This window comes from Flagellimonas alvinocaridis, assembly GCF_965248585.1.
GTDB classification, from domain to species: Bacteria; Bacteroidota; Bacteroidia; order Flavobacteriales; family Flavobacteriaceae; genus Flagellimonas; species Flagellimonas alvinocaridis.
The window spans coordinates 374,809-398,194 of record NZ_OZ252111.1 but is presented as its reverse complement, the minus strand read 5'-3'; the positions used below and the strand labels follow the sequence as shown (position 1 = coordinate 398,194).

Below are 23,386 nucleotides of genomic sequence, written 5' to 3'. Positions count from 1 at the left end.
TTGTTACCTTTATCCAAATCCCGAAACCTTTGAAAACCAAGGAAGATTTTTTAAACGGTCAAATTCTTTTGATCGATAAACCTTTGGAGTGGAGTTCCTTTCAGGCGGTGAATGCCCTTAAATGGGCCATCCGAAAAAAATTCGACCTTAAGAAAATCAAAATAGGCCACGCAGGCACTCTTGACCCGTTGGCCACAGGCCTTTTGATTATCTGCACAGGGAAGTTCACCAAAAAAATCCCAGAGCTGCAAGGGCAGATCAAGGAATATACGGGAACATTCACCCTTGGGGCCACTACTCCTTCCTATGATTTGGAAACCGAAGTAGACCAAACCTACCCTACGGAGCACCTTACGCAAAACATCATAAAAGAAGCGACCAAAGAATTTTTGGGTGAGATTGAACAGGTTCCTCCCATATTCTCGGCTTTAAAAAAAGATGGAAAACGTCTTTACGAACTAGCTCGTGAAGGAAAGGAAGTGGACATAAAATCCCGAAAAATAACTATCTCTGAGTTTGAAATTACCCGAATTCAACTTCCCGAAGTGGATTTTAGAGTAGTTTGCAGCAAAGGAACCTACATTCGCTCCTTGGCCCATGATTTTGGGAAATCTTTGAAAACTGGAGCACACCTTTCTGCTTTAAGAAGAACCAAAATAGGGGATTTCAACGTAAATAATGCTACGACACCTATGGATTTCAAAGAAAATTTATAGGCAGAATGGCCTAAAAACCGAGCAAATAATTGGTTTGAAACAGTCATCAGGCAAAATATTTTATAAAAAAAGCGGTTATACTAGAACCATGAACTTGAACAGAAGCCAGTTATCCCTAATCATAACCTTCTTCTCCATGGCCTTGGTGGTCTTGTTGTTGTTCAACATCCACTTAGGGGGCATGCAAGAAGATGAGTATGTCATTGAAATGAGCTTGGCCGATGAGGATATCGAGGAATTGCTGAAGGAAGAGGAAGAACGAATGGAGGAACTGGCCAACAACGACCCCATCAAAAGCCACATGGCCTTCAATGAAACCGCAAAACCCACCATTGGGAATCCCGAACCCTTAAAAACCCTTGAAGAGTTATTGGAAGAAAGGGCCATGAGCAGTGAAGAAGGTCAATTTTCGGAAAGTGACACCGCTTTTGCCGATCAGCTAAAGGAACTGGCCGCAAAACGTGACGAAAAAAAGCAGAAGTTGGGTGAACGGGATGCACAAAAAGAAGAATTCACCAACTATCTTAAAGACAGGCGTACCTCCATTTCATTTTCATTGGTAGAAAGAAACGCATATTATCTACCACCTCCTATTTACACCTGTATTGAAGGAGGGAAGGTGGTCATTAACATTAATGTGGATGCCAATGGCTATGTTACCGAAGCAAGTTTTAATGACAAGAGCTCCGGCACCAGCAATGGATGCCTTGTGGACAACGCCATAGCTTACGCCCTAAAGGCACGTTTTAGCCCTGATTCCAAAGTCAACCAAATTGGAACCATTACCTACCTATTTCAAGGGAAGTAGGGCTACAATCTCCTCCAAAATACTTTCACCCTTATCCTTATTGTACCAAACCTGAAGGTCCTGTTTGAACTCTGGGGTAAACGTTCCATGCATCGCTTTATAATCATTTGCCATTTGTGTGGCAATACTAGGCCTTGGTCCCCATTCTGCGATGATTTCATTCAAGTCCGCATCAAAGACCACCAACTTGGGTATGGAACGACTGCCATTGGTAAGGAAGGCATCCATAAGCTCAGGGTTTTCATCCCTGAGCAAAGCTTTAAAATCTATATTTGGATTCGCTTCGGCAATCTTGTTCATGATCGGCATACTGTGTGCAGCATCCCCGCACCAGCTTTCTGTCAAAACCAAGAATTTCAACCTGGAAGAAATGTTGGAGACCTTTTCCCCTATCGCTTCAGGCAGTTTAAAGGTCTTGTCCCACCGCCTCATGCGGCGGTCGTTAAGCTGGGTGTATTCAATGTTCGCTTCGGATTGGGATAAGCCTGTGGTCTGTTTGGTATCCGCTAAATGATGGACCAAATCCCTATATTTTTCATAATCCATTCCCATTGAAATCCCCTGTTTGACCAATGTGATCTTGACCTCTTCAATCTTCTTTTCCAGTAGTTCCATCCGTAATACTTTTTACAAAAATACGCTCCACAATTTGGGCGTTTTCTGATTTTTATCATTGGTTGTATCCCATATCAAAACCTTACATTTGTCCGATATATTCAATTAATTATTGAACCCTGCTGTTTTCGTTGCCGGATGTTTGATAGGTTCTTTACCTTTGACCAAAACTTTTCCACTATGGACAAACATCGATGCGGCTGGTGCCTGGGCGACCCTTTATATGAAGCCTACCACGATTTGGAATGGGGTGTTCCCGTTAAGGATGATGCCACTCTTTTTGAATTTTTGATATTGGAAACCTTCCAAGCCGGTCTAAGTTGGATCACCGTATTGCGGAAACGAGATAATTTTAGGGAAGCCTTTGATCACTTTGACTATCAAAAAATTGCCGAGTATGGTCAGGATAAAATCGATGAGCTTTTGGATAACCCAGGTATCATCCGAAACAAACTAAAGGTGCATGCCACTGTTTCCAACGCCAAGGCCTTTATGGATGTCCAGAAAGAGTTTGGCAGCTTCAGTGCCTATATCTGGGGGTTTGTGGACGGTAAACCCATTAAAAATAGTTTGGAGAATTATAAAATGGCCCCTGCCACCACGCCTTTATCCGACACCATTAGCAAAGACCTAAAAAAACGAGGGTTCAAGTTTGTGGGCAGTACGGTGATTTATGCGCATATGCAGGCCACTGGGATGGCAAATGATCATGAAACTGCTTGTTTTAGATATCATGAGGTGTGATTCCCCAAAAATCCTTTGGACCTACAATCCGATTTTCAAAATTTCCACAAATTGTTTCCTAGGCATCAATTCTGCCCCCAAGCTTTCCAAATGCGGGGTGTATACTTGGCAATCTATAAGCAAATAGTTTTTTTCCTTTAGTTCGTGGGCCATTTCAATAAAAGCAAACTTTGAGGCATTGGGTTTTAAGCTGAACATGCTTTCGCCACAGAACACATACCCCAAATCTACTCCGTACAATCCACCAACAAGCTCATTGCTCTCCCATACCTCATAGGACTTTGCACATCCCTGTTTGTGTAAATCCAAATAGGCTGCTTTCATTTTGGGGGTTATCCAAGTTCCCTCTTGCCCCTTTCGCTCCATGTTGGCACATTGTTCCATAACTTCTAAAAAGCAAGTATCCTTCGTTAATTTAAATGTGCCATCACGTAGCACCTTTCGCATGCTTTTGGATACTTTAACTTTGTTGGGAAAAAGGACCATGCGTGGGTCCGGGCTCCACCACAATACAAGGGAATCGTCGTTAAACCAAGGAAAAATCCCGTTTTTGTAGGCAAGCATAAGTCGGTCTAGGGACAAATCGCCCCCAACAGCCAAAAGACCGTCTTCATTTGCGCTTTCCACAGAAGGAAACTCCAAACGGTCTCCCAAGAAGGTTATGGGAAATTTATTTCCGCTGTTTTCCAAAATGGTCTTTTTACCAAGATAAGAAATAGACTAAAGTCGCAAAAGCGTCTTTATCTAAAAAATGTATGAAGGCAGACAAATATTAGAATGGCAGATCGTCATGATCTTCCTCATTCAGGTCATCCGCTGGTTCAAAGGCTTCCATAGGTGGAACGGGCGGCATGTTGCCATCTTGTGCCTCTGATTGTAGATTCTCTATTCTCCACCCTTGAATGGAGTTGAAGTATTTGGTTTCACCTTGGGGGTTTGTCCACTCACGACCGCGAAGGTTGATGCTAACCTTAACTGGTTGACCTACGGAATAATTGTTCAGTAAATCGCATTTATCCTGTACAAACTCCACCAATATATGCTGCGGATATTGCTCTTCGGTTGTTATGACCATTTCTCTTTTTCGGAACCCATTGTTTCCAAATGTCTTGGTCTCATCTATCATTTTTATTCTTCCCTGAACTTCCATGTATGCTAAATTTCAATAAAATTCAAATGTACATAAAATGAAACCCATTAGAAACCCGTTATTTCAACTAACTATCAACATATTTTCTTTTTCAGCTATCTTTAATAACAATTCAGCCAAAAAATGAACTTCAGTCCCAAGAGGAAAGCATCCAACATAATCCTGTTAATTTCGGCATTTGCCATAGTTAGCCTTATCCTTTGGAACACCAACAGCTTTTTTAGAAAATTCAAAGAGGAGGAGCGCCTAAAAATGGAGATTTGGGCTACGGCACAATTGGAACTCATTCAATCCTCGGTGGACCAAGAATTGGGAAACCTCACCTTAAAGGTCATGGGCAACAACACCTCTACCCCAATGATCTTGGTAAACGAGGAAGGCTCCTTTAAAACTCATAATATTTCTAAAGAGAAGATAGGGGACAGTGTCTATATTCAAAAAAAAATCAGACAATTTGCCAGTGAAAATGAACCTATACAAATCATTCAGGATGGGGAGCTCCTTGAAACGCTCTACTATGGAAACTCCGAAGTCCTAAATAAGCTAAAATATTACCCCCTTGCCCTATTGTTGATAATTTTCCTGTTCGGAACGGTGATATTCTTTTTCTTTCGGACCAACAAAGCTTCGGAACAGAACAAACTGTGGGCAGGGATGGCCAAGGAAACGGCACATCAAATTGGCACACCTTTGACCTCACTACTGGGATGGAATGAATTGTTGAAATCAGAGGACATCAATCCGGATATTACCAAAGAAATTGCCAAGGACATTGACAGGCTACACACTATTACGGAACGCTTCTCCAAAATAGGTTCCGTGCCTGAACTACGCAACCATGACATTGTAGCGGAAACCGAAAAAGCCTACCAATATTTAATTCAGCGCAGTTCCAAGTTGGTCCATTTTTCGTTCAGCACCAACGTTGAGCAACTTTATGTGCCATTGAATCCTCCATTATACAACTGGAGCATTGAAAATTTGGTGAAAAATGGCATAGATGCCATGAAAGGCAAGGGCAATATTGGTATACAAATTGAAAAAAAGGGACAAAACGTACACATTTTGGTTTCCGATACGGGTCAAGGTATCCCAAAAAGTGATTTTCAGAATATTTTTAACCCGGGGGTAACCACTAAAAAAAGAGGTTGGGGATTGGGACTTTCCTTGGTAAAAAGAATTGTTGAGGAGTACCATAAAGGAAAAATTAAAGTATTTTCGTCAAGTAAGGAGGGAACAATCATGCAAATTTCCCTCAGAACAAATGAAACGTGAGTCATGGCAAAGGAAAAAAAAATTGTTCTCAAGGAAGCCGAAATCACCAATAACTGCCCCGAGTGCTATAACCAAGAGTTGATACTCACCTTTTACCAAAAACATACGCTTGGTGCATTTTTCCATATCACCACCAATGAGGTGACCCATGAGATAAAATGCAAAAAATGTCAATCTGTAATCTATCCAGTAAGTTGGACCCCGGATATTGAAAGGGTTTTTGATTACTACAATAAGTTGGTTACACCGGATAGGTCATCCATACGCTTCACCACTTTGTTTTTTATTGTTTTGGTGCTGATACTCTGTGTGGTGGCCGCAACCATGTATTTCTATTTGGAAGGTCTTATTTAAGGGCCTCACGGATTTTTTGGGCCACAGTCTCAAACTCCTCTGCACTTAGGCTCTCCTTATGCTGAAATGTCGCATTTTTCATACTATGCAATGGTATAAGGTGTACATGCACATGAGGTACTTCCAGCCCAATAACCGTCATCCCGACACGTTTGCAGGGAACTGACGCTTCAATGGCCTTACCTACTTTCCTTGAAAAGGCCATAAGTTTCATGTACGCCTCCCCATCAAGGTCCAGCAGTTTATCCACCTCTTTCTTGGGCACACATAGCGTATGCCCCTTAGCATTTGGATTTATGTCCAAAAAGGCAAAATTATCGGCATCTTCTGCTATTTTGTAGCATGGGATGTCTCCATTGATGATTTTGGTGAAAATACTGGCCATGGTGATTTGGTTAAAAAAAATCCCGTCTCTCGACAGGATTAAATATAGGTATTTTAGGTTTTTTTATTCCCTTGTAATTTCCAAAACCTCCAACTTTAACGTTCCATTGGGCACTTTGATCTCTGCCACATCGCCAACAGATTTTCCCAGTAATCCTTTTCCAATGGGTGAGGTAACGGATATTTTGCCCGATTTTAGGTCTGCTTCGCTTTCGGCCACCAAAGTATATTTCATTTCCATGCCATTGGCCTGGTTTTTCAGTTTTACTGTGGAAAGCACCAATATTTTTGAGGTATCCAATTGCGATTCGTCTATCAACCTAGCATTGGCCAAGGTTTCCTCCATTTTGGAAATCTTCATTTCCAAGAGGCCTTGAGCTTCTTTGGCAGCATCATATTCGGCATTTTCGGACAAATCTCCTTTGTCTCTAGCTTCGGCAATGGCCTGCGATGCCTTGGGGCGTTCTACATCTTTCAAATGATTCAACTCATCCCTTAATTTTTTTAATCCCTCCGCTGTGTAATAAGATACTTTACTCATATCGTCACGTTTTTATGCAAAAGAACATCGAAGAAAATAAAAAAATTTCCCCAATGGCCTTTCTCTACAAATACAAAAAATCCTCAACGATACCCATGCCCCTGCATGGTTTTTTTGCGAGGATTTAACGCAAATATAGGTAATTTTTGTTCAACTTTGCAGCAGTAACGTTTTGAAATTCAAACTATGAGACGCTTTTTGGGCTGTATCCTTCTTATCTTTCTAATTTCTTGTAGCTCAGACAGTACCAACCGAAATCCATACCTTCAAGAAGTTAATTTTAGGTTTGATCTAAACCTCAACCTACCTCTTTATAATGGGCTGAACAATATTGGTAATCCTGTCTATGTTGGCAACGATGGTGTAGGTACCCGAGGTGTCTTTGTAATGCGTGCCGGATTGAGTGGCGCCCAATTTGTGGCGTGGGAAGCCAGTTGTCCCAACCATGCGCCCAATAACTGTTCCACCATGGCCATAGATGGGCAGAATGTGGTCTGTGATTGTGAGGGATACACCTATAATCTGTTTACAGGACAACAACTGGATAGGCCCGATGATGGGGGAAGGTACTACGATTTACTTTTTTACAGGGCCACACAAAGTGGAAACACCGTGGTCATCTCCAATTAAAGATTACCCAAGATAGCATCCATGACCCAACTGGTATGCAAGCCTGTTTTTCCTGTTGAGGGGTGCTTCCCCTTTCCCAGTAAATGGTTTTTGATGTTTTCCACATGAAACTGTTGCACATGTTCTGGGTGCGGGATTTCCAGGATTTTATGTCCCGATGCGTTTTCCAGTTCAATGGGTGCTTCATCCAGAACTGCAAAGCGTATGCTTCCTTCAGAACCGAAGATTTCTACCTTATCCACTCGATGGTGGTTGCCAAAATTCCAAAATCCAGCTCCTGTCACTCCATTTTCGTGCAACCAACTTCCCGCAATGGCATCATGGGCCGTATACAAACCTTGTTGGTTCAAGGCCACTCCGTTTGCGGTTTTGATATCCCCAAATAGAAAATTGAACAAATCCAGACCATGACTGGCCAAATCATCAAAATAGCCACCGGGAGCCACTTTTTTATCGGTTCTCCAATTATACCCTCCATTTAAATCGACCTCATTGGGCGAAGCAGCTTTTTGCCAATTTACATGCCTTACCTTGCCTATCAACCCCTCATCCAACCATTGTTTGATTTTAAGGAATCTAGGCAAGGAGCGACGATAATACGCAATGAAAAGCGGTATGTTCTTGGCATTGAATGCCTCATAAATGGCCAAACTGTCCTGATAATTGGGTGCCATGGGCTTTTCAATACAACAGGGCTTTCCTGCTTTCGCTACTTGAAGGGCATACAGTTTATGGGTGTCCGGAGGTGTGGCGATGTAAATGGCATCAACCTCTGGATTTTGAATCACCTCATCGGCATTGGTGGTCCAATGGGAAATTTGGTGCCTTTGGGCATAATCTTGGACTTTTTCTGCATCGCGGCGCATTACCATGTGTACTTTAAACTCTGGAATGAGTTGGTATGCTGGAACGCTTTTCTTTTCGGCCACACTACCGCAACCGATAATGCCCCATCGGAGAAGTTTTTCTTCAGAAAAATGAAAATGGGATTCTGTCATGGTGTATAAAAGTACAGAATCCCATTTACTATTTGGTCATTAAAAATTAACGGTGGCCCCTACCAGAAAGTTGATTCCTGCTTGGGGATAATATCCTGCTCCCTCAATGGTGGTGACGGTTCCAGGATTGGAGTAGTCGTCATCAAAGGTGTAGAAATACCCGTTGGAAACAATATCGGCATCAAAAATATTGTTCACCAAGCCAGAAAGCACAATGCTTTTTACAAATGAATTGGCCTCAATGACATATTGCACATTGAAATCGGTTTGTGTATAGCTATCCAAGGTAGAGTTTTCAGAATCGATGTTCCCCATATATTGCTTGCCCACAAACTTTGAAAGCAACGATACCTGAAGATTTGTATTGGGTTGAAACGCTAGGATGTTTCCTGCAATCACTTGTGGTGAATACGCAATTTTGGTGTTCCCCAAGTTTTGAAGTACCCCGTCCCGCTGGAAGAAGAAATCAACATTTCGGTTATCGCTCAAGGCCACATTGGGCTGTATCCTAAATTTGCGCCCCAATCGGATATTGGCATCCACTTCCAATCCCAAGCGGTAACTGTCCCCCACATTGGCCCGTAGCGGTGCACCCACATCATTGAGTTCACCGGTGAGCACCAGCTGATCTTTATAACGCATGTAGTACACATTGGTGTTCAACTGGATGTCAGGGGACACAAAACGCCATCCCAATTCATAATCGTTCAACTGTTCGGGTTTGGGACTTCCGTTTTCATAATCATTACGGTTAGGTTCCCTATTGGCCCTGGCGTAGGACAGATAAAAATTGTTGTTGGGGTTCAAATTGAACGTAATCCCTGCTTTCGGATTGAAAAAGTTGAAGGTGTCATCCACCAACCCCGTATCTTCTCCATTGGCTTCATAACCAACCCTTCGGTATTGCATATCCCCAAAAACCGACCATTGGTCATCCAACTGATAATTAGCTTTTGTATAGGTGTTGAAATCCTTTTTTGTGGAATTATCATCATAATATTTATCTCTGATTTCACTCTGACTCGCATAACGAGCCCAGATGATTTCCCCAAAGTGGTCTCCCTTGTACTCATTGTATCCTCCGCCCAAAATCAACTTCAGGTTTTGCTTGTTATATGTGGCTGAAAAAACGGTGCCATAAAAATGGTTGTCCAACCATCTTCTTCGGATCAAGTCGGTAGTATTGATGGTCTCCCCTCCCAAGCTAATGGGTTCCAAGCCATAGTCTGAAAAGTCATCATCTTCCCTATACTGCTCAAAGTATCCTCTTCCACGTGTATAGTGCAAGGCCAAATTGGTACTCCATTCCGGACTTAGGGTCTGGTTCCAATGCAATTGCACATGGTTTTGCTTGTAATTGTCCTCTTCACGGTCATAAAACTGTACATTCCCATTCTCATCGGTATATCTTCCTGCAGAATTGTAGGTTCTATTTTCTTCCAATTCTTCAGCGGTGATGCCATTCCAGGATTGATAGGTAACCTCATGCCCTCCAAAAAGCAATGCCTTTAACAATGTGTTGTCACTGCGGTAGGTCCCTTGCATAAAATAGCTGTCCAGTTCGGAGCTGGCGCGGTCCACATACCCATCAGAGGTGATGCGCGACAACCTTCCTGAAAATTCAAAATGGTCGTTCAACATCCCCGTACTGAACTTTACATTGTTTCGCAGTGTGTTAAAACTCCCTATGGAAGAGGAAATCTTGGCGTAGGCGTCTTCAGAAAATGCATCGGTCAATACATTTAGGCTTGCGCCAAATGCCCCCGCACCATTGGTCGAGGTCCCAACCCCACGTTGCAACTGCAAGCTCTGGGTCGAAGAAGCAAAATCGGGCATGTTCACCCAAAATGTACCATGAGATTCCGCATCATTGTAGGGCACACCATTAATGGTGACATTTACCCCCCTTGAGTCGGTCCCCCTTACACGGAAACTGGTGTATCCCACTCCTGCTCCTGCATCTGAAGTAGTGACCACGGCCGGTAAAAAGTTCATTAAAATGGGAACGTCCTGTCCCAAGTTTCTGGAAGTCAGTTCCTCTTTGTCCAAGTTGGAAAAAGTAATGGGAAACTCCTTGGTTACCCGTACGGCTTGGACCAAGACCTCGTCCAAAACGAATTTTTTTCCCTCCAAAGAATCTGTTGGTTCCTGTTGGGCGCTCATACTCAGCGCCAGCCCGGAAACGGCCAATGTTGTGAATAAAGTTTTCATTCGTAAAAAATGTTACGAATAAAAGGGGCCATTATTCTTGTTAATACTTGATTTTGTTTCTTTAAAGAAACGATGAAATTCCAAGATGCGCCTTGCGCAATCCCTTGGCAGCATTACCCGCCCAGGTTCATTGGGTATAATCTCAGCCTTGCCATGCAAAGCACCCCTTTGAGATGGCCGCAAATGTACTATGCCGCTTTCATTTTTCATAAGAAACCCCAGAAATTAACTTTTGATAACAACTATGTGGTATACTTGAATGCGTATATACAATATCAAAGAATTGTGTATGACCCGGAAACCCAAGAACAGATTCACTCTAAAAATCATCTTCAGCTATTTGATTTTGGGAGCATTGGGGGTCTTGGCCGCTTTTTTTATCTATAATGAATTTAAAAGCTACACTACATCCCAAGACAAAAATGATGACAATCTAAAACTTTTGAAGACCAATAGATTGCTTGCCAGTCTTTATGAGGCCGAGAATCTGTCCAAACTTGCCTTACAGACCAAAAGTGCCAAGAACCTGAAGGTCTATGCGCAAAAAGTGGATTCCATAAACATCTTGATCGATTCCTTAAAACCCATGGTTTTTGCCCGGGATGTCAACCAAATTTTCAAGTTGGATAGTGTACAGAAGCTGCTTCAGCAAAAAATGTACAACAGTGCCGAACTTCGAAAACTAAAGGTTGAAACCGAGAACACGGCGCCCATAGATTCCATTTTGCAAGCATTCCATAAAATGGAGGTGGATATGGGGCGAATCACCCCGGAGACCTTTGCTCCCAATTTTGATCAACTGTCCCCAGCAACCCAAAAATCCATCAGGGAATATGTGGCCATTCTCAACAAAAACATTCCGGACCCCAATGGAAACACCAATGCCAAAAACATAGATTCCATCCTTGAGGTCTCCAAATCGATTTTACAGAAAGCCAAAACAGAAACCGCCGCTGTAGAACGCTCGGTATCCCAAAAAGAACTTCAGATCTATAGAACCGATCTGGAACTTTCCCAAAAAATACGCAGTATCATCTCATCGTTTGAACACGAAATCATTCGAAATACCTATTTGGACAACCTTAAACAAAAGAGGGTGTTGCAACGAAGCATTCGTATGGCAGCGGCAGCCATTGCTTTGGGGCTCTTGGGCATAATTTTGTTCACTTTTTTTATCTCCAAGGATTTTTGGAAAGTACAGCAATACCGGGAACGCTTGGAAAAGGAGAAAAAATACTCGGAGTCGCTCTTAAAAAGTAGGGAACAATTGATTTCTACCGTAAGCCATGACCTAAGGACACCGTTGAATACCATCAGCGGATATACAGAGCTGATGGAACAAAGTGGCCTCAATAAAAAGCAATCAAAATATCTCCATAATGTGAAATCCGCATCAAACTATGTGGAGAACCTCGTGAACGACCTATTGGATTTTTCAAAACTGGAAGCAGGAAAAGTACATATCGAGAAAGCCTCTTTTGTTCTTTTTGACCTTATTGTTGAAACAGCTTCCCATTTTCAGGAAACATATTCCAAAAAAGGGGTTGAGCTGCATTTGGATATAGCCGAGGAACTTAAGAATCCCATCATTGGCGATGCAGTCCGCATACGACAAATCTTGACCAACCTTGTTGGAAATGCCTTTAAGTTTACCCATACAGGTTTTGTAAAAGTGGAAGCCATCGCCAAGAAAAGCAAGAACCATTCCTATTTGAACATTAAAGTAGTGGATACCGGCATCGGCATTGAGCTCGAAAAACAGGAAATGATCTTCAAGGAATTTACCCAAGCTGAAGATTCAACCGAAAAACACTACGGCGGATATGGCCTAGGGCTCACCATTTCCAAAAAACTGACCGAACTGTTGGGGGGAACCTTAACGCTGGACAGTAAAAAAAACAAGGGAAGCACCTTTACCCTACAGCTCCCCTTTGAGTTTTCCAAGGAGCCATTGACCCAAACAGCAGAGACCTTTACTTCCCATGATGATTTAACCGTTTATATTTTGGATGATGATGAAACCCTGTTGGAACTCTTACGTGAAATCTGCCAGAGGAACCATATCCATGTCAAAACGTTTTCCAGTTATCGCACTCTGGAACAAACGGAAAATCCGAACTACGACCTCCTCCTTACGGATATACAAATGCCCGGTACCGATGGATTTGCCGTGCTCCAGAAATTACGGGATAGGGATAACCATCTTTACTCAGGTCAACCGGTAATTGCCATGACAGGACAAAAAATCGTGGACAAGGGGAAATACACCAAAATGGGTTTTACCGATGTGCTGCAGAAACCTTTTTCCAGTCATGTATTGCTAAAAACACTTGGAGTTGTATCCAAAATCGATGTAGAATCTCAAGCTTCTTTACCCAATAGCACACCGGAATCCAATTCCCCCCTGTTCAGGATTACACAGATTTCGGCTTTCCTGGACAGTCCGAATGCAGTACGCGAGGTATTGGAGGTTTTTATGGAGAATACGCAAAAGAGTATGGAATTGCTTTTTTCGGCCATTGGGGATGTGGATTTTTCCCGTATTCGGTCCATTTCCCATAAAATGTTGCCCATGTTTCGGCAATTGGAGGCACAGGAGGTCATTGAAACTTTGAAAAGATTGGAACATCTGCCTGATGACTCCAATGGAGAAAAGGTTTTTGAAGAGCTCTCCAACTTAAAAACCCGTATTGACCAACTTGAACAGGCCATTTGCCAATACTTGGCTACACCTCCATTTGGTACAGATTGATTTTATTGTAAAGTGTCTTTCTTGTCATCTGCAGCAATTTGGCCGCCTTGCTCTTATTGAAATTGGTCTGTTTTAGGGCATTTAGAATCCGTTCCTTTTCATACTCGGATTTTGAAAACTTTGTGGTGGTGTTCTTTTCAGTGCCATGAATCATTTGATCAGGGAAGGCACTTGGCATTATGGAATCCCCTTCGGTAAAAAGAACCGCCCGTTTTATCACGTTCTTCATTTCCCTAAGATTTCCCGGCCAAGGGTAGGTTTCAATATACTCTTGGGCCTCTGTTGAAAAACGGGAAACGTTCTTCCCCAGTTCTTCATTGGCCCGATCTAAAAAATAATTCGCAAAAAGCATGATATCCCCAACCCGCTCCCGAAGTGGCGGAACAGTCATGGAAAACTCGTTCAATCTATGATAAAGGTCTTCCCTGAATCTTCCTTCCTCTACAGCTTGACCCAAATCTTCATTGGTTGCGGCAATGATCCGCAAATCCAAATGGATTTCTTTGGTGCTTCCCACCCGTTTTATCTTTCGTTCTTGGATGGCCCTCAATAATTGTATTTGGTGCTCGTAGGACAGGTTTCCAATCTCGTCCAAAAAAAGGGTCCCTTCGTTGGCGGCCTCAAAATGTCCCATTTTATCTTCAATGGCCCCGGTAAAACTTCCTTTCACATGCCCAAAGAACTCGCTGGTGGCAATCTCCTTGGGAATGGCACCACAGTCAACGGCCACGAAGTTTTTCTCCCTTCTTTTACTGGCATCGTGGATGGATTTTGCGGTTACTTCCTTTCCCGTTCCACTTTCTCCAATAAGCAAAACCGACATATTGGTAGGGGCAACCAAATTGATATACTGTTGCAGTTTTTGGGAGCTTTCACTCTTACCTACCAAAAATTGATTCGGCGCATCCTTTTTCTCATTTGGATTCTGTTTAGGCGTTTGTGTATCGCTTGAAGCTTTAGTGTTGAGGGCGTTTGTGATGACAGATAGTATTTCATCCGGTGTAAAGGGTTTGGAGATATAATCAAATGCCCCTTTTTTCATGGCGTTTACCGCTGTTTTCACCTCGGCATATCCCGTCATCAGAATCACTTGGGTATTTGGCGAAGCTTTCTTAACAGTAGACAAGAGGGTCAGCCCGTTACCTTTTGGGAGCCTAACATCAGATAGAATCACATCAAAATTGGAAGCACTAAGGTTTTCTTGAGCTTCTTTTATGGTATAGCTTGAAGAAACAGCATACCCATTCTTCGTCAAAAACTTGGATAGCATTTGACAAAAAGCAGTATCGTCCTCGATGATCAAGATTTTGGGCATATCTCAGTAATATATACGATGCCCATTGCTATGAAGATGATGGGAGTTTGGTAAAATTATCACAAAAAAAGGGTTGCCGTAGCAACCCCTTTTCATCAAACCAACTAACCTAACAAGGTCTCATAAACTATTTTATAGCTCTATCCAGTTCCCTTCAGAATCGGCATAAACGGTTCCTTTGGTCCCATCTTCCAAAGAGAGTTCCAATTTAAATTGGTCCTTATCATTTTTATATGCCTTATCAACCTTGGCAGTGGGGTAATTTTTTGCCACAGCTGCGGTAACAGCCTCTGGAAGGTCGGAGACGCTAATTTCCTCAAAGTCTTGGGCCACACATACTATTGCTTCACCCATTTTCAATTCTGGGGTGTTCTCATTGGCGATGGCTGTAAGTCCTACAAATGATAGTGCGGTTGCGATAACTAAATTTTTCATGGTATATGATTTTTATAATGTTAAACTCACTTATTGCCATGAAAATCCAATGCCAAGATCTTCTTCAGCCATAGACGTTATTCAACTATTTGAAAAACTGCATGTTACAAACAACAAGTAGTCTAAGGCATTGTGTAAATCTGTTTACCACAATTAAATAATGTATCGTTTTTATACAAAGAAAGGCCGCCGAAGCAGCCTTTCAAAAGTGCCAAAATCATAATCCCAAGGAAAAAAATTATGACTACACTTGGCAACAACGGATAATACATGGTTAGCGTTTAGCTAGCATCATCCTGCTTTTTTTTATGTACTATTTTCTTTCGACTTTTTATATATGACACCAAAAGGTAAATGGCCATGGCCAATGAGATTATATTAAAGAACAGAACTATTCCAAATAGCATTGTTTTTGTTTCCTTTAAGCAAATACCGTCAAAAAGAGTTTTTAAAAGAAAGCCGTACAATTTGTACGGCCTTCCAACCAAATCAACCAACCTAAAATCCAGACAGTCATTAAGACTGTCTCTCTTCTACGGTTACATTAAAAACTATAAATTCTTTTAACAGTGTATCCGTTTCCATTATATCTTTTTGACACTACTTTTTTATGGGGGTCACATAAAAGCAAAAAAAAATCCGCTTCTTGGCAGAGAAGCGGATTTTACAAAATGTTTTTCTGGTCTATGCCTGATGGGTAGGCTTAAGAAGATCGTTTACGGTCTTCACAGGATTAAATGTTACCAAAGGGACTTCGACAAATAAAGTGTTCCAAAAGGCCATCGCTCCATTCCACAGTCCTGGAAGCTCCAACGCCTTTAGCTCCTTGCCTTCTTGTGTCTTTCCCGTAATAAATCCTTGCTTAGGGTCCACAAAATCCAAAAGATTGTATTTTTCTCCCTTGTAGTTTCTTACCCCACATACCAAATCCACCGGATTGAAGTGGGTTGAATTTTTGAGAATGGACTCCTGTTGCTGATTGGATAGGTCAATCTGAGCCGACTCAATGATTTGAAGTGAAATATTTCCTTCTGCATCCCTCACCCAAAAAGGACCGCCTCCTGGTTCTCCTTCATTCTTTACCATTCCACAGATACGTATGGGACGATTTAATTTGTCCTTTAGAATGACTAGTTGTTCGTTAACATCCAAGTCATCATAATTCTTGGGCATCCGAACATTGAGTTCTCTTTCCAAAAAGGATTTTATTTCATCGGATTTTTCTGGTGACACCTCATTATCCTCCAAAAGTCTGGCATAATCAAAGGCCTTGGCCTGCACCTTTCTCAATACTCCCGCCAACATCTTTTTGCTATTGGCCACTTTTTCCAAATTCTTGTCGACCACCACATTGTCTATATTTTTAATGAAAATGATGTCGGCATCCTGCTCGTTCAGGTTTTCAATGAGGGCTCCGTGCCCTCCGGGGCGGAACAGTATGGAACCATCCCCGTTCTTGAAAGGTTTGTTTTCCATATCTACCGCTATGGTATCCGTGGATGGCTTTTGGTTTGAATATGAAATTAGGAACTGCGTGTTTGTAGTCTTCGAAATTTTTGGAGACACCTTGGATTCTTCTTCCTTAAACATATCATCGTGCTGTGGAGAAACGGTAAAGTGTAAATGGGCCTTCCCATCTGTTTTGGCATACAATGCCGCTTCCTTCAAATGCTCCTCAAATGGTGTTGCGCTACCTGAATCGTACTTATGAAAGGGCAATAGTCCTTTGGGATAGAATCCGTAGTTTAATCTCTCTTCTCCTAGCATTTCCTTTACAAAAAGATAGGCTTCTTCGTCTTTATTGGACACATTATCCTTAATACGATCCATAATGAACCCATAAAAGGGCAGCTTATGCATTTGGTCAGTAAACTTTTTTGCATCGGAATCGCCTGTTCGGTCCAAATATTCAGAAAGAGTCTCCTTTTTGGCGTCAAAGGCGTCCAAAAAGTTGAACATGGCCTTGAACATCCGGGATGCGGCCCCAGAGGCGGGAACAAATTTCAACAGATCTAAATGACCTCTGTTCTGTTCAAAATATTGTACAAGTCCTTCTTGCTCCTTTTCCGAAAATCTTAAGATCCCATTGGAAATTACTGCGGCCTTCACCAAATCCACAAAGGGTATCCCTTCTTTGAAAGTTTCTATCTGATTTGCTACTTTTTCTTTGGAAACCCCTTTGTTTTCCAATTGTTCCAAGTCTTTTGAACTTAAATCAATCATGTGCTTAAAAAGTTTATCGATTTCTTGTATGGCCGTTGAAAGCCGGAACGCTTTGTTCCCCTTTAAAATAACAAAATTTCGATCATATTTTTCCAAAGCTTCCTTGAAATACTGGAACATTTCCTCACGTTCTTCGGGTTTGTCCCTTAGATCGTCTGCCTCCCATGGGGTGTCAATATAGGTTAACAAGTATAGATCATAAGTATTTTGGATAGCATATTTTTCCAGAATTGGATCACAACTTCCTGTGTAATAGGTTTCTGAATATACTTTAGTCTCCAAAAGGTCTGTGTCACAAACCAAAATCTTGTTCGCTTTTTTTGCCAATTGGTTCTCCAAGCGCATCTGTCCATAAGCTATGGGTACAAGGTCTTTAGGCTCGCAGGTCTTTTGTTCCCTGTCCCATTTCTCTTGAAGATATTCCCGGGCATATTCTGGCACCCACTGGGTTTGGTAATGTTGGGCCAATTGTTGGGCCAAGGTGGTCTTTCCAGTAGATTCCGGCCCAAATAGAACTACTTTTATGAGGTTTGAGGGCTCTTGCCCAAGTCTTTCTTCCATGCTACATATCCCTGAATGGCCAATACGGTAAAAATGAGGTATTGCAATGAGAACATGCCCCATCCCCGGTAGGCGTACAAAGGTACAGTTATTAAGTCTCCCAAAACCCAAAGAGTCCAGCTTTCCAATTTTTTGTTGGCCATATACCACATGGCCGTAAAGAAAATGCCCGAGGTGACGATATCCACATAGTTGGTCGTCTTTATTTCAGCTCCAAAAGCCTTGTATACCCCAAAGGTGACCAACAGCGTAACGGAGAACAGTGCAATCCCAATCCATTTTTCCCTAGTATTGGTGCGTGAGATCTTCACAATAAACTCTCTATCCTGTCTTCTTCGGGCCCAGTTCCACCATCCATAAATGCTCATAATGGAAAAGTAGAAGTTCATCATCATATCGCCTAGCAATCGATCTACAAAAAATATGTAGGTAGTAATGGCCGTGGCCACCAAACCTGTTGGATAGACCATAATGTCTTCCATCTTGGCATAGATCACACTGGCTATTCCAAAGAAAAAGGCAGTGGCTTCAAGAATGACCAAGGAAAGTTCCCTGTCTTCGTATGGACCGAGAAAAAAATCAAAAATGGGGCTCATAATCACTCCTGTCGGATTTTACAATCTTCATCCCCAATACTACATGATCAATATTTTCAAAGGCTACTTTAATTTCATCCGTCAACAACCCCATAACCCTATCATACTCCCCAAAGACTTGGGTGCTTAAGGGATTCTCCAAAACAGTAAGTCCAGAAGACCTCAACTTTTTAATGAAATCGATGATAGGGGGCTCAAAATCATCTTGTAGCGGCGTCAAGGTAAGCTCAACGGATATCTTCATGGGGCACTTTTATTTTCCAAAAGCAAATCTAGTAAAAACTACCTGTCATCCCCCCATCATTCTGAGAGCATATACACAAGTGAATCCTTCAAACTCCAAAAACTCAATTTCATAATGGGATTTTTTGCCCTTGTACAAGATTTCGGCCACCGTCCTAGCATCTTGAAAGGTAAAGTCCATCACATCAATATGGCGTAAAAAACTCAACCCCTGTTGCGCATAAATTTTATAAAGCGATTCCTTGGCACCCCAAACGATGGTAAGTTTTCTGATGATGGCATCTACATTGGCCAAGGTCTTGTACTCTTCAATGGGAGTGAACTTGTGAGCAATTCTCAGGATTTTGTCGCGCTGCATTTCAATATCTATCCCCACTTCGTCAGTTTCGCTGATGATGACCCCCGTAAAATTATGCGAATGGGTAATGGAAATATGGTTCCCATCCTTTAAATGGGGCTTCCCAAAATCGTCATAGTATAGGTCTTTGTCCTCATAACCCGCTTTGGCCATTAAGTGTCTGATACTCAAAAACGCCCTTCGGTGTGCTTCGGATTTCATCCCATCCATCCTATCTTGGCAATGGGGAGTGAGCTCTATTCCCTTGGACAATTCCTTCTCAGCCTCGGTGACTTTCCAGATGTAGACCGAGGTGGTTGGTGAAACTGTTATGGTTTTGTAAATGGGCACGACTAATAGTTAGGTGTTTTTGTATCTTTGCTGCACTATAAAAGCTAAGCTACGAAAGTAAATTTATATACGTATGAGCACAAAGACAATTCCCCATGTACCCTATAAGGTGAAAGATATTTCCCTAGCCAACTGGGGAAGAAAAGAGATTGAGCTTGCCGAGGCCGAAATGCCGGGACTTATGGCATTACGAGAGGAATACAGAAAAGAACAGCCCTTGAAGGGAGCCCGTATTGCTGGTTGTTTGCACATGACCATTCAAACTGCGGTATTGATTGAAACTTTGGTGGCCCTTGGTGCCGAAGTGACCTGGAGTTCCTGTAACATCTTTTCCACCCAAGACCATGCCGCTGCTGCCATTGCCGCTGCAGGAATCCCGGTCTATGCCTGGAAAGGGATGAACGAAGAGGAGTTCGACTGGTGTATTGAGCAGACTTTGTTCTTTGGCGAGGACAGACAGCCCTTGAACATGATTTTGGACGATGGTGGTGACCTTACCAATATGGTGTTGGATAAATATCCTGAACTGGCTTCAGGCGTAAAAGGCCTTTCCGAAGAGACCACCACTGGTGTGCACCGTTTGTACGAGCGTATGAAGAAAGGTACCTTGCCCATGCCAGCCATCAACGTGAACGATTCTGTGACCAAATCCAAATTCGATAATAAATATGGATGTCGGGAAAGTGCCGTGGATGCCATCCGTAGAGCCACAGACACTATGTTGGCCGGAAAACGAGTGGTTGTTGCCGGATATGGTGATGTTGGAAAAGGTACAGCGGCCTCCTTCCGTGGTGCAGGGGCCATTGTTACCGTGACCGAGATTGACCCTATCTGTGCCCTTCAGGCCTGTATGGATGGCTATGAGGTGAAAAAACTGGAAAGCGTTGTCCCCAATGCCGATGTGGTCATCACCGCAACCGGAAACAAGGACATCATCCGCGAAGAGCATTTTCGTGCCTTAAAAGACAAGGCCATTGTCTGTAACATTGGGCATTTTGACAATGAGATCGATATGGCTTGGTTAAACAGGGCCTATGGCAATACCAAAGACGAGATCAAACCACAAGTGGATAAGTATACCATTGATGGTAAGGACCTTATTATTTTGGCAGAAGGTAGATTAGTGAATTTGGGCTGTGCCACGGGCCACCCCAGTTTTGTGATGAGCAACTCATTTACCAACCAAACCTTGGCCCAAATAGAACTTTGGAACCATAGTGACAAATATGAAAACGAAGTATATATGCTTCCCAAACATTTGGATGAGAAAGTGGCCCAATTGCATTTGGCACGCTTGGGTGCGGAATTGACCGAATTGAAGGAAGATCAAGCAGAATATATCGGTGTAAAAGTGGATGGCCCCTTTAAACCCGATTATTACAGGTATTAATCTTCTGTGCAAACCATAAAAAAGGCCCCGATCATGATCGGGGCCTTTTTTATTTGGCAAAACTTAGACCTAGCCTTTTAGCCAAGCCTTCCGTAATTCTTTTTGGGCTTCCGTAGCCTCTGGGTTTTCCAATAGCGTAACGGCTTTGGTATAGGTTGGTGTGGTGGTGGCCTCAATGAGGACCTCCTCATCTCCCCTTAACAACTCTACTTGAATGGCTTTGCCAGGACTCCATGCATACACTTCTGTTAAAATTTGATTGGCGTTGGCCAAGGTGACTTCTGTTCCATTAATGGATTTTATAAAATCATTGGGTTTAACCCCATTATCGTTCCAAAAGCTGTTGTTTGCCACAAGATCATTGAACTTAATCCCTCCCCTCTCTGGGTCTGCGGACAAGATCAGTTCGCCGGCATTCTGAATGTAATTGGTCTCCACTTCAGCCTCTGCGAAATAAAGTCCTACCTTATCCAACATTTGGCCATAATCTATGGGTGTATTTCCAACTACATGGGTGTTTAAAAATTCGCCAACCGCAGGATAGGTCATTGTCGTAATTTCAGTAATAAGGGCATCATCTTCAAAAGGTTTGTCCTTACCATATTTTACGGACAACTCTCCTAACAACGAACGCAGGCTACGTTGCCCATCACTGTTTTCCCTCATTAAAATATCCATGCACATACCAATTAACGCTCCTTTCATATAAACATTGGCATAGTTGTCCTTATATGGGTTTTCCAAAATGTTCTCACTCATTTGGGTAAAACTCATGGCATCATCGTAATTGGACCTTGAGGTATTTATCTTTTCGGTGGTCCTAGCGTAATACTCCGCCGGGTCTATCAAGCCTTCATAGACCTGGAAATGCTGCGCAAAATATTCGGTGACCCCTTCGTAAAGCCATAGGTGCTTGCTGAATGTTGGGTTATTGTAGTCAAAATAATGTACGTCTTCTGAATGTACTGAAAGTGGAGTGACAATATGAAAGAATTCGTGGGCCACTACATCGATCATCGATTCTGCCAATGCTTCTGGATCCATTTGTTCCGGCAAGACCACCACAGTAGAAGTATGGTGTTCCAAAGCTCCAAACCCTTTTGGGGAATCTGGTTTTTTGGTGTCGGACAAATAAAGTAGGATGTCATATCGGGGCGTACTGTTCAAATCTCCGAGATATCTCTTTTGGGCTTGCATCATCTCTGCCATGATTTCTTTAATCTCGGAAGCCTTATGTACTCCATTGGGGGAAAAAACACTCAATACAATCTTGATGTTTCCAACCATAAACTCTTCAACTTCGGTCTCCCCATACATCATGGGATTGTCCGTTACCTCAAAATATCGATTGGCAAGGAACACTGAGTTTTTGATGGTACCATCTTCGCTCTGGGTCGATTGTATTTCTGTGAGAGGAGAGGTATACTTGAATTTTGTAGGAGATTTGATGTCAATTTGGTAAGCATTCCGTTTTAGGGAATCAAAATACCCCACAAACCCGTGGAGGTTCAGCATCACTTGCTTAGGCTCTATATTGGTCCCTGAGGGTGAAAAGGGAACTTCCTCGCCAATTCCTCCATCCACTTCCTGATCAAAAGTATCGTTTACCGCATACGTTATTTTATCCAAATTCTTGGCATTGGCAAACATCCAAGTGTTGGTGTCAACCTGAGTAATTTGCATCGTATTTCCCTGATAATCAATAGCCGATATATTCTCTACATACTTCCCAAAATCAGATACTGCATAGGTTCCCTGAACCACTCTTGGCAATCTGTAAATAACCGTATCTTGGACAAACCTCCCTGGATCTATGACCACATTTACTTTATCATCTTGAATATTAACCAAATCCAATTGTGCTCTTATAGAATTATCGGAAGCTAGATCATTGACTTGATTTTTGACACCGCAAGAAAAAACTGTTGCAAGCACCAATGCATGTAAGGTTACCTTTTTTATCATGATTTACTGAATGTTTTTTGATATTGCCAACTAATATAGTATTAAAATATTTCCGACAACAATAGGTTACGGAAATAGTTGATTTGTTACATATAAAGATCCTTTACCAAGCAAAGGCTAATAGTTCTATAATATTCCGAAAGTTTTTGGCAAAAAAAAGCCATGGAAAGAACCATGGCTTTTTAAATGGTCAACTGTAATTAATCTGCCAATAAACTTTCGGAATAATAACAGGTCTTGTTTTCCTGGAGAATGGCCAACCCTTCTTCCCTAGTGTCCATTGGGTTGATTTTGATTTGCTCTCCATTGGGCATATACACAATATAGAACCCTTCCTCGAAAGAGGATAACTTTATAATCTCTCCATTTGGGCGAACGGCGTTCCAAGATTTTTCATCGGGCTTGTACACCAAATCCAATTTTTTGCCTTTTTTAGGACCTTCCACCACGGTAATTTGAACCCTGTTTTGGGTGGCTACCATTTTAAAGGTATTTCCGTCATGTTCCACCATTTGAGTCTCGGACTCCCCTGGTTTCATGGCTATGGGGTTAGATCCGGACCAAAACTCGATCACATTGAAGATTATAGCATCCCCGAGGAGGAACAATTCATACACGGGAACAATCCACAACCCCCAAAAAATCAGGTTATCTACAAATTTACTGTCGGTTGCCCCTTGGTTCCAGTCCTTCAAATTATTGAATGCCCTGAACGATCCCAAACAGCTTGAAAACAAGATGGTAGACGACAATAACAAACAGCTAATGACTTTTTTCATGATAAATGGGTTT

General features: G+C 42.2%; 23 protein-coding genes. 8 read left to right on the top strand and 15 right to left on the bottom strand.

Annotated features, from left to right (window positions below; all coding sequences use genetic code 11):
- Positions 1 to 29 precede the first annotated feature (29 nt).
- The gene (truB, locus tag ACP14V_RS01770; protein WP_272610892.1) at positions 30 to 716 is read left to right on the top strand and encodes a tRNA pseudouridine(55) synthase TruB; all 687 of its coding nucleotides are present in this window, start codon (positions 30 to 32) and stop codon (positions 714 to 716) included.
- An 88-nt stretch (positions 717 to 804) separates the two neighbouring features.
- Positions 805 to 1,524 (top strand): energy transducer TonB family protein, encoded by a 720-nt coding sequence (locus ACP14V_RS01765; RefSeq protein WP_272610893.1) that lies wholly within the window; start codon positions 805 to 807, stop codon positions 1,522 to 1,524.
- Here ACP14V_RS01765 and ACP14V_RS01760 read toward each other — a convergent pair.
- On the bottom strand, positions 1,507 to 2,139 hold the full coding sequence (locus ACP14V_RS01760; protein ID WP_272610894.1) for a thioredoxin family protein: 633 nt from the start codon (positions 2,137 to 2,139) through the stop codon (positions 1,507 to 1,509). The two genes, ACP14V_RS01765 and ACP14V_RS01760, sit on opposite strands and share 18 nt — an antisense overlap.
- Before the next feature lie 180 nt (positions 2,140 to 2,319).
- Here ACP14V_RS01760 and ACP14V_RS01755 point away from each other — a divergent pair, with 180 nt between their 5' ends.
- Positions 2,320 to 2,883: a DNA-3-methyladenine glycosylase I gene (locus ACP14V_RS01755; RefSeq protein WP_272610895.1), complete on the top strand. Its 564-nt coding sequence runs from the start codon at positions 2,320 to 2,322 to the stop codon at positions 2,881 to 2,883.
- 21 nt (positions 2,884 to 2,904) lie between these two features.
- On the opposite strand, the gene aat is transcribed toward ACP14V_RS01755, so the two are convergent.
- Positions 2,905 to 3,573 carry a leucyl/phenylalanyl-tRNA--protein transferase gene (gene aat / locus ACP14V_RS01750; protein WP_409557941.1) on the bottom strand — a complete coding sequence of 223 codons (669 nt, stop codon included), beginning with the start codon at positions 3,571 to 3,573 and terminating at the stop codon, positions 2,905 to 2,907.
- 82 nt (positions 3,574 to 3,655) lie between these two features.
- A complete protein-coding gene (locus ACP14V_RS01745; RefSeq protein WP_272610896.1) occupies positions 3,656 to 4,033 on the bottom strand; it encodes a DUF3127 domain-containing protein in 378 nt (125 codons plus the stop codon).
- Between the two features lie 123 nt (positions 4,034 to 4,156).
- Here ACP14V_RS01745 and ACP14V_RS01740 point away from each other — a divergent pair, with 123 nt between their 5' ends.
- Both ACP14V_RS01740 and ACP14V_RS01735 read left to right on the top strand, forming a co-directional pair.
- Positions 4,157 to 5,308: a sensor histidine kinase gene (locus tag ACP14V_RS01740; RefSeq protein ID WP_272610897.1), complete on the top strand. Its 1,152-nt coding sequence runs from the start codon at positions 4,157 to 4,159 to the stop codon at positions 5,306 to 5,308.
- A gap of 3 nt (positions 5,309 to 5,311) precedes the next feature.
- Positions 5,312 to 5,662: a hypothetical protein gene (locus ACP14V_RS01735; protein WP_272610898.1), complete on the top strand. Its 351-nt coding sequence runs from the start codon at positions 5,312 to 5,314 to the stop codon at positions 5,660 to 5,662.
- On the opposite strand, the gene ACP14V_RS01730 is transcribed toward ACP14V_RS01735, so the two are convergent.
- Together ACP14V_RS01730 and greA are read right to left on the bottom strand one after the other, a co-directional pair.
- Positions 5,655 to 6,047, bottom strand: a complete 393-nt coding sequence (locus ACP14V_RS01730; RefSeq protein ID WP_272610899.1) for an HIT family protein — start codon at positions 6,045 to 6,047, stop codon at positions 5,655 to 5,657. The genes ACP14V_RS01735 and ACP14V_RS01730 overlap by 8 nt on opposite strands.
- Positions 6,048 to 6,110: 63 nt before the next feature.
- A complete protein-coding gene (gene greA / locus ACP14V_RS01725) occupies positions 6,111 to 6,587 on the bottom strand; it encodes a transcription elongation factor GreA (RefSeq protein ID WP_136565339.1) in 477 nt (158 codons plus the stop codon).
- 186 nt (positions 6,588 to 6,773) lie between these two features.
- On the opposite strand from greA, the gene ACP14V_RS01720 reads away from it, so the two are divergent.
- A complete protein-coding gene (locus tag ACP14V_RS01720; protein WP_272610900.1) occupies positions 6,774 to 7,217 on the top strand; it encodes a Rieske (2Fe-2S) protein in 444 nt (147 codons plus the stop codon).
- Here the strand turns inward: ACP14V_RS01720 and ACP14V_RS01715 are convergent.
- Both ACP14V_RS01715 and ACP14V_RS01710 read right to left on the bottom strand, forming a co-directional pair.
- A complete protein-coding gene (locus tag ACP14V_RS01715; RefSeq protein WP_272610901.1) occupies positions 7,214 to 8,215 on the bottom strand; it encodes a Gfo/Idh/MocA family protein in 1,002 nt (333 codons plus the stop codon). The two genes, ACP14V_RS01720 and ACP14V_RS01715, sit on opposite strands and share 4 nt — an antisense overlap.
- Before the next feature lie 39 nt (positions 8,216 to 8,254).
- The gene (locus ACP14V_RS01710) at positions 8,255 to 10,426 is read right to left on the bottom strand and encodes a TonB-dependent receptor (RefSeq protein ID WP_272610902.1); all 2,172 of its coding nucleotides are present in this window, start codon (positions 10,424 to 10,426) and stop codon (positions 8,255 to 8,257) included.
- A gap of 289 nt (positions 10,427 to 10,715) precedes the next feature.
- Between ACP14V_RS01710 and ACP14V_RS01705 the strand changes: the two genes are divergently transcribed.
- Complete coding sequence (locus tag ACP14V_RS01705; protein WP_272610903.1) at positions 10,716 to 13,178, top strand: hybrid sensor histidine kinase/response regulator; 2,463 nt, start codon at positions 10,716 to 10,718, stop codon at positions 13,176 to 13,178.
- On the opposite strand, the gene ACP14V_RS01700 is transcribed toward ACP14V_RS01705, so the two are convergent.
- From ACP14V_RS01700 to ACP14V_RS01675, 6 genes are all read right to left on the bottom strand, one after another.
- Positions 13,153 to 14,493 (bottom strand): sigma-54-dependent transcriptional regulator, encoded by a 1,341-nt coding sequence (locus tag ACP14V_RS01700; protein WP_272610904.1) that lies wholly within the window; start codon positions 14,491 to 14,493, stop codon positions 13,153 to 13,155. The two genes, ACP14V_RS01705 and ACP14V_RS01700, sit on opposite strands and share 26 nt — an antisense overlap.
- 132 nt (positions 14,494 to 14,625) lie before the next feature.
- Positions 14,626 to 14,928 (bottom strand): hypothetical protein, encoded by a 303-nt coding sequence (locus ACP14V_RS01695; protein WP_272610905.1) that lies wholly within the window; start codon positions 14,926 to 14,928, stop codon positions 14,626 to 14,628.
- A 684-nt stretch (positions 14,929 to 15,612) separates the two neighbouring features.
- Entirely contained in the window at positions 15,613 to 17,712 is a 2,100-nt protein-coding gene (locus tag ACP14V_RS01690; protein ID WP_272610906.1) for a DUF4301 family protein, read from the bottom strand.
- Positions 17,673 to 18,308, bottom strand: coding sequence for a nicotinamide riboside transporter PnuC (pnuC, locus tag ACP14V_RS01685; protein ID WP_272610907.1), 636 nt, complete (start codon positions 18,306 to 18,308; stop codon positions 17,673 to 17,675). Before pnuC ends, ACP14V_RS01690 begins: the two co-directional genes overlap by 40 nt.
- Positions 18,292 to 18,552, bottom strand: coding sequence for a thiamine-binding protein (locus ACP14V_RS01680; RefSeq protein WP_136565332.1), 261 nt, complete (start codon positions 18,550 to 18,552; stop codon positions 18,292 to 18,294). The genes pnuC and ACP14V_RS01680 overlap by 17 nt, the downstream gene beginning before the upstream one ends.
- A gap of 45 nt (positions 18,553 to 18,597) precedes the next feature.
- A complete protein-coding gene (locus ACP14V_RS01675) occupies positions 18,598 to 19,239 on the bottom strand; it encodes a 4'-phosphopantetheinyl transferase family protein (protein ID WP_272610908.1) in 642 nt (213 codons plus the stop codon).
- A 73-nt stretch (positions 19,240 to 19,312) separates the two neighbouring features.
- On the opposite strand from ACP14V_RS01675, the gene ahcY reads away from it, so the two are divergent.
- Complete coding sequence (gene ahcY / locus ACP14V_RS01670) at positions 19,313 to 20,629, top strand: adenosylhomocysteinase (protein WP_272610909.1); 1,317 nt, start codon at positions 19,313 to 19,315, stop codon at positions 20,627 to 20,629.
- A 69-nt stretch (positions 20,630 to 20,698) separates the two neighbouring features.
- Here ahcY and ACP14V_RS01665 read toward each other — a convergent pair whose 3' ends face one another.
- Both ACP14V_RS01665 and ACP14V_RS01660 read right to left on the bottom strand, forming a co-directional pair.
- On the bottom strand, positions 20,699 to 22,594 hold the full coding sequence (locus ACP14V_RS01665) for a peptidase M61 (RefSeq protein ID WP_272610910.1): 1,896 nt from the start codon (positions 22,592 to 22,594) through the stop codon (positions 20,699 to 20,701).
- Between the two features lie 200 nt (positions 22,595 to 22,794).
- Positions 22,795 to 23,373, bottom strand: a complete 579-nt coding sequence (locus ACP14V_RS01660) for a DUF3332 domain-containing protein (protein ID WP_272610911.1) — start codon at positions 23,371 to 23,373, stop codon at positions 22,795 to 22,797.
- Between the last annotated feature and the right edge of the window lie 13 nt (positions 23,374 to 23,386).

What these genes read in the sequence shown, in the direction of transcription:
- ACP14V_RS01700 (WP_272610904.1), bottom strand. Translation starts at nt 14,493, where the DNA reads ATGCCCAAAATCTTGATCATCGAGGACGATACTGCTTTTTGTCAAATG.
- greA (WP_136565339.1), bottom strand. Translation starts at nt 6,587, where the DNA reads ATGAGTAAAGTATCTTATTACACAGCGGAGGGATTAAAAAAATTAAGG.
- ACP14V_RS01705 (WP_272610903.1), top strand. Translation starts at nt 10,716, where the DNA reads ATGACCCGGAAACCCAAGAACAGATTCACTCTAAAAATCATCTTCAGC.
- ACP14V_RS01730 (WP_272610899.1), bottom strand. Translation starts at nt 6,047, where the DNA reads ATGGCCAGTATTTTCACCAAAATCATCAATGGAGACATCCCATGCTAC.
- ACP14V_RS01745 (WP_272610896.1), bottom strand. Translation starts at nt 4,033, where the DNA reads ATGGAAGTTCAGGGAAGAATAAAAATGATAGATGAGACCAAGACATTT.
- ACP14V_RS01720 (WP_272610900.1), top strand. Translation starts at nt 6,774, where the DNA reads ATGAGACGCTTTTTGGGCTGTATCCTTCTTATCTTTCTAATTTCTTGT.
- ACP14V_RS01665 (WP_272610910.1), bottom strand. Translation starts at nt 22,594, where the DNA reads ATGATAAAAAAGGTAACCTTACATGCATTGGTGCTTGCAACAGTTTTT.
- ACP14V_RS01695 (WP_272610905.1), bottom strand. Translation starts at nt 14,928, where the DNA reads ATGAAAAATTTAGTTATCGCAACCGCACTATCATTTGTAGGACTTACA.
- ACP14V_RS01660 (WP_272610911.1), bottom strand. Translation starts at nt 23,373, where the DNA reads ATGAAAAAAGTCATTAGCTGTTTGTTATTGTCGTCTACCATCTTGTTT.
- ACP14V_RS01765 (WP_272610893.1), top strand. Translation starts at nt 805, where the DNA reads ATGAACTTGAACAGAAGCCAGTTATCCCTAATCATAACCTTCTTCTCC.
- ACP14V_RS01755 (WP_272610895.1), top strand. Translation starts at nt 2,320, where the DNA reads ATGGACAAACATCGATGCGGCTGGTGCCTGGGCGACCCTTTATATGAA.
- ACP14V_RS01710 (WP_272610902.1), bottom strand. Translation starts at nt 10,426, where the DNA reads ATGAAAACTTTATTCACAACATTGGCCGTTTCCGGGCTGGCGCTGAGT.
- ACP14V_RS01735 (WP_272610898.1), top strand. Translation starts at nt 5,312, where the DNA reads ATGGCAAAGGAAAAAAAAATTGTTCTCAAGGAAGCCGAAATCACCAAT.
- ACP14V_RS01760 (WP_272610894.1), bottom strand. Translation starts at nt 2,139, where the DNA reads ATGGAACTACTGGAAAAGAAGATTGAAGAGGTCAAGATCACATTGGTC.
- ACP14V_RS01680 (WP_136565332.1), bottom strand. Translation starts at nt 18,552, where the DNA reads ATGAAGATATCCGTTGAGCTTACCTTGACGCCGCTACAAGATGATTTT.
- ACP14V_RS01715 (WP_272610901.1), bottom strand. Translation starts at nt 8,215, where the DNA reads ATGACAGAATCCCATTTTCATTTTTCTGAAGAAAAACTTCTCCGATGG.
- ACP14V_RS01690 (WP_272610906.1), bottom strand. Translation starts at nt 17,712, where the DNA reads ATGGAAGAAAGACTTGGGCAAGAGCCCTCAAACCTCATAAAAGTAGTT.
- pnuC (WP_272610907.1), bottom strand. Translation starts at nt 18,308, where the DNA reads ATGAGCCCCATTTTTGATTTTTTTCTCGGTCCATACGAAGACAGGGAA.
- ahcY (WP_272610909.1), top strand. Translation starts at nt 19,313, where the DNA reads ATGAGCACAAAGACAATTCCCCATGTACCCTATAAGGTGAAAGATATT.
- ACP14V_RS01740 (WP_272610897.1), top strand. Translation starts at nt 4,157, where the DNA reads ATGAACTTCAGTCCCAAGAGGAAAGCATCCAACATAATCCTGTTAATT.